The 12,082-nt window shown below is 67.8% G+C and carries 17 protein-coding genes; 11 read left to right on the top strand and 6 right to left on the bottom strand.

Going from position 1 to position 12,082, the window contains the following annotated elements; translation table 11 throughout:
* The first annotated feature begins 188 nt into the window (after positions 1–188).
* The 8 genes from ABZX37_RS48380 (at position 189) to ABZX37_RS48345 (ending at position 4,777) form a co-directional block, all read left to right on the top strand.
* Positions 189–644, top strand: a complete 456-nt coding sequence (locus tag ABZX37_RS48380) for a Na+/H+ antiporter subunit E (protein ID WP_354751099.1) — start codon at positions 189–191, stop codon at positions 642–644.
* Entirely contained in the window at positions 641–892 is a 252-nt protein-coding gene (locus ABZX37_RS48375) for a monovalent cation/H+ antiporter complex subunit F (protein ID WP_354751098.1), read from the top strand. Before ABZX37_RS48380 ends, ABZX37_RS48375 begins: the two co-directional genes overlap by 4 nt.
* Entirely contained in the window at positions 889–1,188 is a 300-nt protein-coding gene (locus tag ABZX37_RS48370) for a monovalent cation/H(+) antiporter subunit G (RefSeq protein WP_354751097.1), read from the top strand. The genes ABZX37_RS48375 and ABZX37_RS48370 overlap by 4 nt, the downstream gene beginning before the upstream one ends.
* Positions 1,185–1,421: a DUF4040 domain-containing protein gene (locus ABZX37_RS48365; protein ID WP_116204707.1), complete on the top strand. Its 237-nt coding sequence runs from the start codon at positions 1,185–1,187 to the stop codon at positions 1,419–1,421. The genes ABZX37_RS48370 and ABZX37_RS48365 overlap by 4 nt, the downstream gene beginning before the upstream one ends.
* Entirely contained in the window at positions 1,418–2,131 is a 714-nt protein-coding gene (locus ABZX37_RS48360; RefSeq protein ID WP_354751096.1) for an MnhB domain-containing protein, read from the top strand. The genes ABZX37_RS48365 and ABZX37_RS48360 overlap by 4 nt, the downstream gene beginning before the upstream one ends.
* Positions 2,128–2,481, top strand: coding sequence for an NADH-quinone oxidoreductase subunit K (locus ABZX37_RS48355; RefSeq protein ID WP_354751095.1), 354 nt, complete (start codon positions 2,128–2,130; stop codon positions 2,479–2,481). Before ABZX37_RS48360 ends, ABZX37_RS48355 begins: the two co-directional genes overlap by 4 nt.
* Positions 2,482–2,483: 2 nt before the next feature.
* Complete coding sequence (locus ABZX37_RS48350; protein WP_354751094.1) at positions 2,484–4,265, top strand: complex I subunit 5 family protein; 1,782 nt, start codon at positions 2,484–2,486, stop codon at positions 4,263–4,265.
* Positions 4,266–4,339: 74 nt separating this feature from the next.
* Complete coding sequence (locus ABZX37_RS48345; protein ID WP_354751093.1) at positions 4,340–4,777, top strand: PPOX class F420-dependent oxidoreductase; 438 nt, start codon at positions 4,340–4,342, stop codon at positions 4,775–4,777.
* A gap of 2 nt (positions 4,778–4,779) precedes the next feature.
* Here the strand turns inward: ABZX37_RS48345 and ABZX37_RS48340 are convergent, their stop codons facing one another.
* Positions 4,780–4,971 carry a DUF2795 domain-containing protein gene (locus ABZX37_RS48340; protein WP_354751092.1) on the bottom strand — a complete coding sequence of 64 codons (192 nt, stop codon included), beginning with the start codon at positions 4,969–4,971 and terminating at the stop codon, positions 4,780–4,782.
* Between the two features lie 73 nt (positions 4,972–5,044).
* Between ABZX37_RS48340 and ABZX37_RS48335 the strand changes: the two genes are divergently transcribed.
* Positions 5,045–5,404, top strand: a complete 360-nt coding sequence (locus ABZX37_RS48335) for a VOC family protein (RefSeq protein ID WP_354751091.1) — start codon at positions 5,045–5,047, stop codon at positions 5,402–5,404.
* A 58-nt stretch (positions 5,405–5,462) separates the two neighbouring features.
* Here ABZX37_RS48335 and ABZX37_RS48330 read toward each other — a convergent pair whose 3' ends face one another.
* From ABZX37_RS48330 to ABZX37_RS48310, 5 genes are read right to left on the bottom strand one after another with little or no spacing between them, the layout of a single operon-like run.
* Positions 5,463–7,262: an AMP-binding protein gene (locus tag ABZX37_RS48330; RefSeq protein WP_354751090.1), complete on the bottom strand. Its 1,800-nt coding sequence runs from the start codon at positions 7,260–7,262 to the stop codon at positions 5,463–5,465.
* 43 nt (positions 7,263–7,305) lie between these two features.
* A complete protein-coding gene (locus tag ABZX37_RS48325; protein ID WP_354751089.1) occupies positions 7,306–7,806 on the bottom strand; it encodes a flavin reductase family protein in 501 nt (166 codons plus the stop codon).
* Complete coding sequence (locus tag ABZX37_RS48320) at positions 7,799–8,566, bottom strand: enoyl-CoA hydratase/isomerase family protein (protein ID WP_354751088.1); 768 nt, start codon at positions 8,564–8,566, stop codon at positions 7,799–7,801. Before ABZX37_RS48320 ends, ABZX37_RS48325 begins: the two co-directional genes overlap by 8 nt.
* Positions 8,567–8,577: 11 nt before the next feature.
* Positions 8,578–9,384, bottom strand: coding sequence for an enoyl-CoA hydratase/isomerase family protein (locus tag ABZX37_RS48315; RefSeq protein WP_354751087.1), 807 nt, complete (start codon positions 9,382–9,384; stop codon positions 8,578–8,580).
* A complete protein-coding gene (locus tag ABZX37_RS48310) occupies positions 9,381–10,553 on the bottom strand; it encodes an LLM class flavin-dependent oxidoreductase (RefSeq protein ID WP_354751086.1) in 1,173 nt (390 codons plus the stop codon). Before ABZX37_RS48310 ends, ABZX37_RS48315 begins: the two co-directional genes overlap by 4 nt.
* A 117-nt stretch (positions 10,554–10,670) precedes the next feature.
* Between ABZX37_RS48310 and ABZX37_RS48305 the strand changes: the two genes are divergently transcribed.
* Together ABZX37_RS48305 and ABZX37_RS48300 are read left to right on the top strand one after the other, a co-directional pair.
* Positions 10,671–11,429, top strand: a complete 759-nt coding sequence (locus tag ABZX37_RS48305; protein ID WP_354751085.1) for a creatininase family protein — start codon at positions 10,671–10,673, stop codon at positions 11,427–11,429.
* A 9-nt stretch (positions 11,430–11,438) separates the two neighbouring features.
* Positions 11,439–12,035, top strand: a complete 597-nt coding sequence (locus ABZX37_RS48300) for a TetR/AcrR family transcriptional regulator (protein ID WP_354751084.1) — start codon at positions 11,439–11,441, stop codon at positions 12,033–12,035.
* The last annotated feature ends 47 nt before the right edge of the window (positions 12,036–12,082 follow it).

Genomic DNA, 12,082 nt, shown 5'->3' with positions numbered 1-12,082 from the left:
CTGCTCTGCCTCCTTTCTCCCCGACCCCCGCTCCGGGGGGGTCCGCTGCTGTTCTGTTTGGGGACCCTGCTGGTTATCTTATTCCCTCAAGGAGCCCTTCACGGACCTCTGGCGGCGCGTACCGGGCCGGGCGAGTCATCGCGGGTTGGGCGGTCTCCGAAGTGGGTAGCCCCTGCCCGAGGTGAGAGATGCGCGCTACGACCGAGATTCCGCTGTGGTGGCTCGCCCTGACCGGGCTGTGGACCCTCACGCTGTCCACCCCGTCGGCCCCGGAACTCCTCGCCGGGGCCACCGCCGCGGCGGTCTGCGCGATCGCCGCCCGCTCCGCGCGCCGGGCGATGCGCGGTTCGTGGCGTCTCAAAGCCAGCTGGCTGACCTGGCTGGCACCGCTCCCCAAAGCCGCCGTCAGCGAATCCGTCGCCGCGTTGCGCACAGTCTTCCAACGGCCCTCCGCTGGAAAGTTCGAGAGAGTCACAGTCCCAGCCGCACCGCGCGCGGAACACGAAGCACGGCTCGCCACCGCAACGGTGGTCGTCGGCTGCACTCCCGGCGCGATGGTCGTAACCAGCCCGCCGGACGACACCCGCGTCGTCGTCCACCGGCTGCTTCCCGATTCCCCGACCCTCGATCAGGTGACGCGATGACCTGGCTCCTGCTCGCCGCCCTGCTCCTGATGGCAGGCGGTCTCGGCACCGCGCTGTGGCTGGCCGCCCGGGGCACCGCGATCGAACGGCTGGCCGGAATGCAGTTCGCCGGCACCGTCACCGTCCTGACGCTGCTGCTGCTCATCCAGGCGTACGGCCCGTCCAGCGCCGTCATCCTCCCGCTGACGCTGACCGTCCTCGCCTTCGCCGGGACGCTCGTCTTCGCGCGGCTCCTGGGGACCCGATGACCCTCGCCGCCCAGATTCTCGTCTTCGCCGGGGTGTTCGTCGTCCTCGCCTCCGCCGTGGGCCTGGTGCGTGCCAAGGACTTGCTGACCCGGCTGCACTTCCTCGCCCCGGCGACCACGCTCGGCGCGCCGCTGATCGGCGTCGGGCTCGTGCTGGTCAACGGCGTCCAGCTCGGCTCGGGCGCGATCCTCGCGACGGTCGTGCTGCTGGCGGTCACCAGCCCGATCCTGCAGTCGGCCACCGCCCGGCTCGAAGCCCGCCACCGGGGCGAGATCGACGAGGACCTCCCCGCATGACAGCCGCCGTGCTGCTCGTCGCGCTCGCGCTGGTCGCAGCGGCCGGTTTCGCTGTGGTCGCGACGCACGACCCGAAACGGCAGGCGATCACGCTCACAGTGTTTTCCCTGTGCCTGACGGTGCTTTTCGTAGTGTTCCAAGCCCCGGACGTCGCGTTGTCCGAACTCGCCGTCGGCGCGGCCATCGTCCCGCTGCTCGTCCTGCTGACCCTGCGAAAAACGGGCAAGCGATGAGGACCCGCGACATCGTCGGCACGGCGGGGCTGGCTGGGGTCGCCGCGCTGTTCGTCGCCGCGTTCGCCCGGATGCCAGCGGCCGGGACTGCCGGTCACGGCTACCGGGATCTGGTGCTGCCCTGGGGTTTCCGGGAGGCCACGCCGAATCTGGTGTCCTCGATCAACTTCGACCTCCGCGCGCTCGACACTCTCGGCGAGGAAACGATCGTCGCCGCCGCGGTGGTCGGCACGCTCGCGCTGCTGCAGCCGCCCAAGAAAGAACCGAAACCGCACAGCCACGGCTACGTCCTGCCCGCCGTGAAGCTCGCCGGGTTCCTGCTGCTGCCGGTCTCGGTGCTGCTGGGCATCGACATCGTCCTGCACGGACACCTGACGCCGGGCGGCGGTTTCCAGGGCGGCGTGGTCCTCGCGACCGGCTGGCACCTGCTCTACCTGTCCGGCAGCTACGGCGCACTCGCCCGGCTGCGTCCGATCGACTGGTGCGAATACGCCGAAGCGGCGGCCACCGGCCTGTACGTCGTGACCGGCCTGATGGGACTGGCTGTCGGCGGCTCGTTCCTCGCGAACGTGTTGCCACTCGGCCAATTCGGCTCGCTGCTCTCGTCCGGGACCGTCCTGGTGCTGAGCGTCCTGATCGGCATCGAGGTCGCCGCCGGGTTCGTCGTGCTGCTGTCGCGGTTCTTCGCGCACGGGCTGGAGGAACAGTGACCGGCGTCGTGTCGGCGGCCTGCTACGGCGTAGCGGCCTGGCTGCTGCTGCTCGGCTGCGCCGGGATCATGCGCAGCCGGCACCTGGTGCACACCGTGGTGTCGCTGTCGGTCGCGCAATCCGGCACCTACGTCCTGCTGCTGGCGATCGGCTACCAGGACCAGGCTACTGCCCCGATCGTGGCGCAGGGGCAATCGCAGCCGGTAGTCGATCCGATGGTGCAGGCCATGACGCTCACCGACATCGTCGTCTCGGCGACCATCACCGCGCTCCTGCTCGCCCTGACGCTGCAGATCTCGCGCCGCCACGGCACGGTCGATCCCGACGAACTGCGCGCGCTGCGCGGCTGACCATGACGACCCTGCCCGCACTCGCCATCGCCGTCCCGCTGCTGGCCGCCTGTCTGCTGCTCGGCCTCGGCGGCAAGCTCCCCCGCGTCGTGGTCGACGTGACGGCCACGGTGACCGCGGCGGCGGTCTGCGCACTGTGCGTGGTCCTGCTGACCGCGGCGCACCACGAGCGAGTGGTCGCCTGGCTGGGCAGACAGGGTCCGGAAGGCACCCGCTCGGTCGGCATCGTGCTCGTCGCGGACGGGCTCAACACGACCTTCGCCGCGCTCGCGGCGTTCCTGACGGTCTGCGCGCTGCTCTACAGCTGGCATTACTTCGAAGCCGTCGAAGCCCGCTACCACGCGATGATGCTGCTCTTCCTGACCGGAATGCTCGGCTTCCTCTTCACCGGCGACCTGTTCACGCTGTTCGTGTTCTTCGAGCTGATGAGCGGGGTCGCCTACGCCCTCACCGGGTACCGCATCGAGGAGGCGGACTCCGTGCAGGGCGCGCTGAACTTCGGCGTCGTCAACTCCCTCGGCGCGTACTTCTCGCTGATGGGCATCGGCCTGCTCTACGCGCGCAGCGGCCAGCTCGGCCTCGCCCAGCTGGGAGTCGCCCTCGACGGACGTCCGGCGGACGCGCTCGTCATCGCCGCGTTTGTCCTGGTGTGCACCGGACTGCTGGTCAAAGCCGCGACCGTGCCGTTCCATTTCTGGCTCGCCGACGCGCACGCCGTCGCCCCGACGCCGGTGTGCGTGCTGTTCTCCGGCGTCATGGTCGAACTCGGTCTCTACGGCGTCCTTCGCGTCCGCACCACGGTCTTCGGCTCGGTGCTCGACGACGCCACCGTCAGCCGGATCTTCCTCACCGCCGGAATCGCCAGCGCAGTGCTCGGCGCGGTGCTTTGCTTCACCCAACGACATCTCAAACGATTGCTGGCCTACTCGACCATCGCCCACATCGGACTGTTCCTGTGCGGACTCGCCGCGACCGGCGGCGAGGCGACGGCCGCGTTCGTCCTCTCGGTGCTCGGGCACGCCGGGGCCAAAGGCGCGCTCTTCCTCCTGACCGGGGTGTTGAAGGACCGCTACGGCAGCGTCGACGAGGACGATCTCTTCGGCCGCGCAACGCATTCGCGGACGGAAGCGGTGCTGTTCCTGATCGCCGCGGCCGCACTCGCCGGGCTGCCACCGTTCGGCCTGGCGCTGGGCAAAGACGCGGCCGAGCACGCCGGTCCGGAATGGCTGATGGTCGTGTTCGCGGTGATCTCCGCGCTGACCGCCGCAGCGGTGTTGCGAGCCGGGCTGAGAGTCTACTTCGGACTCGGCAGGCCGCCCGCCGACGATTCCGCCGACACGACCGCCGGCTCCGGCGAGGAACCCGAAACCGGCCAGCCGATCCGCCGCACCCCGGTACCGATGCTCGCCGCTATCGTCGTGCTGCTCGGTTTAGCGCTCGTCGCTGGAATTGCTCCGTGGATCCGCGACGTCGCCGCAGCGGCCGGGGCGCAAGCAGTCGACCGCGCGGGCTACCTCCACGACGTCCTGCCCACGCTGCCGCCGTCCCTCCCGACGACGGTCTCCGAACTGTCCTGGACCGGCTCCGGCCTGCTGTCCGCGGCAGTGACCGCCGTACTGACCCTCGGCGCCGCCGCCTTCGCACTGTGGTCGCGGCACCGACCCCCGAAACCCCTGCACGAAGCCCTGACCGTGCTGCACCGCGCGCATTCCGGCCAGGTCGGCGACTATGTGGCCTGGCTGCTCGCGGGCGTCGCAGTCCTCGCCGGACTGGTCTGGCTCTGACCTCGCCGGGTTTACCCGCCGGGCAGCCGGGCTACCCGGACGGCGGTCCGTGACGCCGATTGTGAGGAGTTGCCGTGCCCGCCAGCACCGCCGACGGCCCGAAACTGCTGCCCGAAACCGAAGAACTGGCCACCGGCAAGAACTTCGCCGCGGTCACCACAGTGCTGCCAAGCGGCCGGCTGCAGACGCAGATGATCTGGGTGCACGTCGAGAACGGCGAAATCGTGCTCAACACCGAAACCCACCGGGCGAAGCACCGGAACGTCGCCCGCGACGACCGGATCACCGTCCTCATCCGCGACGAGCAGGACCCCTACCGCTACGCCGAGGTCCGCGGGCGCGTGACCGGCATCGAGACCGGCGAACGGGCCCGCCTGCAGGTCGACGAACTCGCCCGCAAGTACACCGGCGGCGACTATCCGCCGGAAGCGATCAAGTCCGAACGCGTCATCCTCCGGGTGACCCCGGAACGGCAGACCTTCATCGACCAGAAGAAAGGCGTGGCCGACTGACGTCACCCATGCGGGTCGATGTCGTCGCCGAGCAGCCGGTGCACCGCTTCCACGTTCTCGTACCGCTGCTCGGGCAACTTGCCGAGATGCCCGATGACGTCGTCCCCGGCGCCGCTCGCGGCCGCCCGGCGGAGAAGTTCCTCGCGCTCGCACGGGTACTCGACTTCCGACAGGTACTCACGGACGTCAGACATTCGCGCTCCCTTCCTCGGGTTCTTCCCCCGCATACCCGCCCGCCGCGGGATCAATGCGAGCTACGCTCGACTGGTGAACGATTCCCCGAAGCCGGCCAAGATCGGGAACGTGCTGCACCCGGTCGCCGATGTCAGCTCAGCCGTGCGGTTCTACGCCGAGACCTTCGGCCTGCCGACGAAATTCGTCGACGGAGACCGCTACGCCGCCCTCGACGCGGGCGGAACGACCCTCGCCCTGGTCGGCCCGGAGGAGGACGTCACGGACGGGGTGCCTGCCGCGTCGTTCAAGGTTGCCGAGGTAGCTGCCGCATTGGCTGCGTTGGTGGCTGGCGGCGGAACCGTTGTACAGCAACCGGAACAAGGACCACACGAGGTGCGGGCGGTGGCGCGCGATCCTTGGGGCAACACTGTCGTGGTTTACGGACCGCGATAACCCTAGGAAACGGCCGCAGCGGGACGGAAATCCCGCTGCGGCCTGGCGTGGCCTCTCCCTAGCGCCGCGGCCGCCGCACGTGGTCCGCGATCGCTGCGTCGTCGTCCACGCCGTACATCTCCCCGATCAATCCGGCGAAGGAATCCACCACAGCCGCGCGCTTCACCTTTCCGTTCGCCGTCCGCTCGCCTCGCGAAGCCTCCAACGGCCGCGGCAGCACCCGGAAATCCTTCAGCTGCTCCACCCGCGCGAGGTCCGCGTTGACCCGGTCCAGCTCCGCCCGCAACCGCCCCGCCAGCTCCGCACCGACGGCCGCATTCGGTTCGATCAGGACGGTCAGGTACTTCCGGGCATCGCCGACCACGATCGCTTCCTCGATCAGCGGACTCTCCCTCAACCGGATTTCGATCGGCTGCGGATCGACCGTCTTGCCGCCCCGGGTGATGATCACGTCCTTTTTCCGGCCGATCAGCCGAATGTCCCCGTCCGGCGTGCGCTCTATCAGGTCGCCGGTGCGGAACCAGCCGTCCTCGAAAACCGCCGCGGTTTCCGAAGGATCCCGCCAGTACCCGCTGAACAGCAGCGGCGCGCGAATCAGCATCTCGCGATCGTCCGCCAGTCTCACCTGGAAGCGCGGGTCCGGGAATTCCCGGCCGATCCGTCCCGGACGAGGAAACGGCTGCCCGAACTGCCCGATGGGACACCCTCCCGTCTCGGTGAGCCCGTAGTTCTCGCGCAGGTCGAGCCCCCAGATCTGCCACAGCGCCACGACGCTCTCCGGCATGGCGGCCGAAGCCGTCCACGCGACGCGCAGCCGGTCCATTCCGTGAATTGCCCGCAGCGGAAGGAAAACTCCGCGAACCGCGGCGGCGTAAGCGATTCTCAACAGCACCGAGGCACGTCGGCCGGACCAGCGTCGCTCGGCCATCCGGCGACCGAGGTGCATCGCGATCCGATAGGCCACGCGCCGAATCCCGTTCCAGGACTCAGCTTGCGCGATCAGCTCAGCGGCGAGCTTCTCGTAGAAGCGAGGCGGCCACAGCACGACTGTCGGCCGTACCGCGCGCAGCACCTGGCCGTATTCCTCGATGGGGCAGAAAGTCACGACCAGCCGAGTGTGCAGCGGAGTGAAAACGAGCAACACGGCGGGTGCGACGTGCGCCAGCGGGAGAAAACCGACCACATCGTGCCGCGCGGTCCGGCACTCCGGGTACAAGCCGACGACACTCTGGATCGCGTGCTGGAGCGTGCGGTGCGAATGCGTCACGCCCTTGGGAACTCCGGTGGAGCCCGAGGTGTAGAAGAGGACGGCCGGGTCGTCGAGCGTCGTGGCGGCGATCAGCTCGGCCAAAGAGTCCAGGTCTCCCGCCGAGCGCAGGTCGTCCCAGCTCGCACCGGTGATCCCCTCCGGCAGATCCGGCGGCGCGACGTCGATTCCGACAACGAGCCGCAGGTCCGGGGTGTTCGCCGCGACCTCCGCGACCTTGGCGAGCTCCGTTTCCGACTCGCCGACGAACGCGACCGCCTCGCTGTGCACGAGAACCTGTTCGATCTCGGCAGGCGAGTTCGTCGGATACACCCCGATCACGACCCCGCCGACGCTTTGCACCGCCAACGCGGCGAACACCCATTCCGGCCGCGCGCCGCTCATCACCGCGACCCGATCGCCATGCCGCACGCCCTGTACGACCAGGCCGAACGCCAGTTCACGCACCCGATCCAGATACATCCGCCAGGTGACCACCCGCACGACCCCGCCGCGCGAATACCGCAGCGCGACGGCGTCGGGTTCGCGGCGGGCGCGATCGAGCAGCAAACCCGGCAGCGTCCGATCCGGTTCGAACTCGGTCAGCTCCATGTCCCGGCCTCTCTTCCCGCCGCGAGCCCAGCTCCGGCGGCGCTCACGCGGCACGCTCGCCGAGGTGGAGGAAGTCACCCCGGTACCACGTCACGGGCAGCTCGACGCCGGTCCGTGCCTCGAGTACCCGGCCGATAAGGATCACGTGGTCCCCGCCGGGCACGGCCTGCTCCAGTCCACAGTGGAGGACCGCCGCCGCGTCCGGCAGGAGCGGATGGCCCTGCTCGTCGAACTCGAAGCTCCCGTACGCGAACTTGTTCTCGCCTTTCGTCGCGAACCTCGTCGCCAGCTCGGCGTGCGACGGAGTCACCACGTTCACGACGAACCGTTCAGCCGCCATGAAAACCGGGAAGCACGTCGCGCCCCGGTCAAGACACACGAGCACCAGCGGCGGATCGAGCGACAGCGACGCGAAGGAGCTCGCGGTGAATCCGTGCAGCGTTCCGTCCTCGCTCCGGGTCGTCACGATCGTGACGCCGGACGGGAAACGGGACAACGCCGAACGGAAGACGGCCGGATCCAAGTCGTGCGAAACGTCAGCCATTCCATGCCTCCCGGGCAGCTCGTGCGGCAGGGTCGTTGAAAATTGTTCGCGCGTCGGCGGCCGTGACCTGTAACTGTTTCTCGTCCGGCCACGCCGCGGTCTCCTGGAGCAAAGCCAGTTTCAAGGCCGCGAACACCGCTGGCGGTTTCGCCGCCGCCGCGCGCGCCTGCGCCGACGCGACTTCCAGCAACTCCCCCGGCGCAACCACCTCGTCGACAATGCCCAGCGCTTTCGCCGCTGACGCGTCGACGGATGCTCCGCCCAGCAACAACCGCCGGGCACCACGATCGCCCACAACCGCACGCACCCTGGCGATTCCTTTCACCGCAGGCAACATTCCGTGGTCGACCTCGGGGAAAACGAACCGGGCTTGCGACGACGCGTATACCGCGTCAGCGAACAAGGCCATTTCGATCCCGCCGCCGACACACCAGCCGTTCACCGCGCACACCAGCGGCCGGGGAAACTTCTCCAGTGCGCAAAGCAGCGCATGGAACGACGTCATCCGCTCGACCATCGACTCGGCGTCGTAGCCGACCGCTTCCTTGAGATCGCCGCCTGCGCAAAAGAACCGGTCACCCGCGCCGGTCAGGACGACGGCGGGAGCGTCCGGACCGCTGGCAAGGTCTTCCAAAGCGGCGGTCAGGCGGTGGATGAGCGAGTTGCTGAGCGCGTTCGCTGGTGGACGGCTCAGCGTCAAGACCACCACGCCGTCCGCTTCATCGGACACGTGGACAGCGCTGAGCGAGGCAGTGGTCACGTCGCCTCCGCTCAATTCGCCGATACGGCGGAAGGGAAGACCGGCGGACGCTTCTCCCGGAACGCCTGGCGCGCTTCGCGATAATCAGCTCCGGCGAAGTCGAGAATCTCCAACGCGCCGGACAATTCGTGCTGCGGCAACGCATTCGTGAGCCACATGTTGAGCGCGCGTTTCGTGAACCGGAGCGCCTGCTGCGAACCTTGCGCGAGCTGAGCGGCGACTTCCAAAGCACGCGGCAGCACCTGTTCGCGGGGAACGGCCAGGCTCACGAGCCCGATCCGCTCCGCCTCGGCCCCGGACAGTTTCTCCGACGTCAGCACGTAATACTTTGTTTTGGCCATCCCGACCAGCAGCGGCCAGATCAACGCGGCGTGGTCGCCCGCGGTCACGCCGACCTTGGTGTGCCCTTCGATCAACACCGCGTCTTCGGCGGCGATGCTGATGTCAGCGAGCAATGCCGTCGACAGGCCGTAGCCGACCGCAGGACCGTTGATCGCGGAAATGATCGGCTTTTCGATCCGCAGCATGGTCGAGATCCGCCGCCGCTCGGCCTCCAGCATCGCGAGCGCCGCTTCCGGCGTCGGATCAGGTTCACGGACGTCCATCCCGGTGCAAAACGCGTCGCCGGCCCCGGTCACCACGACGACGCGCGTCTCGTCGTCGCGCTCGACGTCGGCCCAGACCTGGCTCAGCTCTTCGAACATCGGCATCAGCAGCGCGTTGTACCGCTCGGGCCGGTTGATGGTGATCAGCAGGACGCCGTCGGCCGGCCGCTCGACGAGAACATTTCCGGTGCCGTGCTGGTAGAGGCCGCTCATCGGACCGCCTCTGCGGGCTTGCTCTCGGACTGGAACCGGCGCAGCGCCTCCTCGTGCGCCGGACGCGCGGCGCGGATCCCCGCCAGCACGTCGTCGGCCGGGCGCACCACGTTGCGCGGGTGCTTGAAACGCGGGATCACGTACTTGCCGAACAGCTCGATCGACCGCATCAGCTGGTCGTGCGGAAGACTGTCCACTCGCAACACCAGGGATTCGACGCCCATGTCCGCGTAGCGCTGGACGTGCTCGATGCAATGCTCCGGGTCGCCGACGAGGAAGCCCTGCGAACGCTCGAACAGGTACTCCTCGTCGCTGAAGTCGACGTCATTGACCGCGCCCATGTATGCGTAGTCCTGGGAAAGCTTGGCGAGGCGCCCGAACGCGTCGGTGGACAGCTTGGACATCTCGAACAGCGGGCGAGCCTGCTCGCGGGCCAAGGCGGTCGTCTCGGCGCAGTGCATGCCACCGCTGACCAGGACCATCTTGCGCGGCGTGATCGGGTAGTCGTGGGTGGCCGCGGCCAGGGTTTCGTCGTAGAGCTTCAGCATGTTCTCCACGAGGTCGTAGCCGAGGTAGAAGCCGCCCATGATCGCGCCGATGCCCATCTTCGCCGCGGTTTCGACCGAACTCGGACTCCCCGCGGCGACCGAGATCGGCGGGTACGGCGTCTGCAGCGGCTTCGGCACCAGGCTGCGCGGCGGGACCTTGTAGTGCTCGCCCACGAACGAGAACGGGTCGTCGAGGAACGCCCGGCGGATCAGCTCGATGCCCTCGCGCCATTGGGATTTGTTCTCTGTCGGGTCCACTTCGAACGCCCGCAGCGCGAGCGTCGTGTTGCCGCGGCCGGTGCCGAGTTCGATGCGGCCGTTGGAGAGGATGTCCTCGGTCGCGATGCGCTCCGCGACGCGCAGCGCGTGATTCATCCGTGTCGGCAGCAGCGTGACGAGGTGGATGAAGCGGATCCTGCTGGTGAGCGCCATCAGGTAGGGGTAGAGCACCTCCGGCGCGGACACCGTCGCCGTGCCGATGGCCACGTGCTGCTCGGAACTTCCGAAGGCGTCGAAGCCGACTTGTTCGGCGAGCAGCACCTCCTCGATCAGTTCTCGGTAGCGGTGTTCGTGGGTGAGGCCCACGGGGGTGTCGCCCTCGGACATGAGGATGAAGTCCACGGTCGCTCCTTCCGTCCAATGTTATTGCTCGATAACATAAGGCTGAGCTGACGCGTGGTCAAGGCGTCACTGAGGAGCTACCGTGTTACTTGCCACTAACTTTGACTGGAGGAGCGCATGAGTGAACTGCGGATCGAGCAGCTGACCTCGCCGGAGATCGCCGACGCGATCGCGAGCGGCATGCGGACCGCGGTTCTGCCACTGGGGGCTACCGAGCAACATGGAGCGCACCTGCCGTTGTCGGTCGACAGTGAGCATGCCGACCGGCTGGGTGTGCTCGTGGCGGAGCGGCTAGGCGATGCTCTCGTCTTGCCTACGCTGCGCGTGGGTTGTTCTTCGCATCATCTCGGGTTTGCCGGGACCCTGTCACTACGGCCCTCGACACTGGAGTCGGTCTGCTTTGACTGCTGCGAAAGCCTTGCTGTGCATGGGTTTCGGCGAGTGTTGATCTTTTCTGCTCATATCGGGAACTATCCGCTGCTCAGCGAGATCGAGTCGCGGCTCGCTGCCCAGCTGCCTGCTTCGCTGGAGGTGGTCGCGTTCTCCGACTCGGCCGCGGTGCTTGCTGCTTGGCGTGCCGCCGTCGGCGGCCTGGCCGGTCAGGTTGGCGGACATGCCGACGTTGCCGAGAGCTCGGTCATGCTCGCGCTTCGGCCGGAGGCGGTGCGAACCTCGCGTGCCGCGGCCGGACTGGCCGAGCCGATGACCGACGAGCTGCTCAAGCGGGTATTAACCGGCGGCGTTAAGGCGGTCGCGCCGGATGGCGTGCTTGGCGATCCGCGGGGGATGTCTTCTGAGCTGGGATTTGCCTGCCTCAACGCGGTCGCGGGGATGGTGGCGGAGTATGCGGCGGCACGTTATCGGTCCCTCACCTAGACTCGAGCCATGACGAGTCCATCTCGCGCCGCGTCGCCTCGTTCCTCGCGCAGGCAGACGTTGATCAAGGTCGCTGGCGAGCTGTTCCATGAGCGTGCTTTCGATGCGGTTACCACCGAGATGATCGGTGCTCGGGCCGGGGTGACCGGTCCCGCGCTGTATCGGCATTTTCCCAGCAAGCAGGCCTTGTTGATCGCAGTGCTTGAGGATCCGCTGAAGGACCTGCTTGCCAATGCGCGGGAGACTGCTGCGGAGGTGACTGATCCGCGCAAGGCGCTTGAGGCGATGATCGACTATCACGTCACGCGCAGTCTTCAGAATGTGCCTTCTACGTTGGTTTTCCTGAAGAATGAGCACAACGTTCCAGAGGAGGAGCGGCATCGGATGCGGCGGATGATGCGGCTCTACGCCGAGGAGTGGAGTGCACTGGTGGAGCGGTTGCGGCCGGATTTGTCGGATGCGCAGAATCGGGTTCTTACGCATGCCGTGTTTTCGATGATTAATTCGGTGCCGCAGTTCAATAGCGGGCTTGATGCGGAGAGTGTCGCGACTACGATTCGTACGGCTGCGATCAACGCGTTGCTTGTTCCGGCCGGGACTGCCTGACTCTGCCGGGGGCGCTGGTCCGTGAGGGGAACCCTCACGGACCAGCG

The sequence above is a fragment of the Amycolatopsis sp. NPDC004079 genome, assembly GCF_040610415.1.
Taxonomy (GTDB): Bacteria; Actinomycetota; Actinomycetes; order Mycobacteriales; family Pseudonocardiaceae; genus Amycolatopsis; species Amycolatopsis halotolerans.
This window is presented reverse-complemented; position numbering and strand designations above follow the sequence as displayed.

Bases quoted from the DNA above. Each gene is read 5' to 3' on its own strand.
- ABZX37_RS48375 (WP_354751098.1), top strand. From the start codon at position 641: ATGACCTGGCTCCTGCTCGCCGCCCTGCTCCTGATGGCAGGCGGTCTC.
- ABZX37_RS48325 (WP_354751089.1), bottom strand. From the start codon at position 7,806: ATGGCTGACGTTTCGCACGACTTGGATCCGGCCGTCTTCCGTTCGGCG.
- ABZX37_RS48350 (WP_354751094.1), top strand. From the start codon at position 2,484: ATGACGACCCTGCCCGCACTCGCCATCGCCGTCCCGCTGCTGGCCGCC.
- ABZX37_RS48360 (WP_354751096.1), top strand. From the start codon at position 1,418: ATGAGGACCCGCGACATCGTCGGCACGGCGGGGCTGGCTGGGGTCGCC.
- ABZX37_RS48315 (WP_354751087.1), bottom strand. From the start codon at position 9,384: ATGAGCGGCCTCTACCAGCACGGCACCGGAAATGTTCTCGTCGAGCGG.
- ABZX37_RS48365 (WP_116204707.1), top strand. From the start codon at position 1,185: ATGACAGCCGCCGTGCTGCTCGTCGCGCTCGCGCTGGTCGCAGCGGCC.
- ABZX37_RS48370 (WP_354751097.1), top strand. From the start codon at position 889: ATGACCCTCGCCGCCCAGATTCTCGTCTTCGCCGGGGTGTTCGTCGTC.
- ABZX37_RS48300 (WP_354751084.1), top strand. From the start codon at position 11,439: ATGACGAGTCCATCTCGCGCCGCGTCGCCTCGTTCCTCGCGCAGGCAG.
- ABZX37_RS48380 (WP_354751099.1), top strand. From the start codon at position 189: ATGCGCGCTACGACCGAGATTCCGCTGTGGTGGCTCGCCCTGACCGGG.
- ABZX37_RS48340 (WP_354751092.1), bottom strand. From the start codon at position 4,971: ATGTCTGACGTCCGTGAGTACCTGTCGGAAGTCGAGTACCCGTGCGAG.
- ABZX37_RS48305 (WP_354751085.1), top strand. From the start codon at position 10,671: ATGAGTGAACTGCGGATCGAGCAGCTGACCTCGCCGGAGATCGCCGAC.
- ABZX37_RS48330 (WP_354751090.1), bottom strand. From the start codon at position 7,262: ATGGAGCTGACCGAGTTCGAACCGGATCGGACGCTGCCGGGTTTGCTG.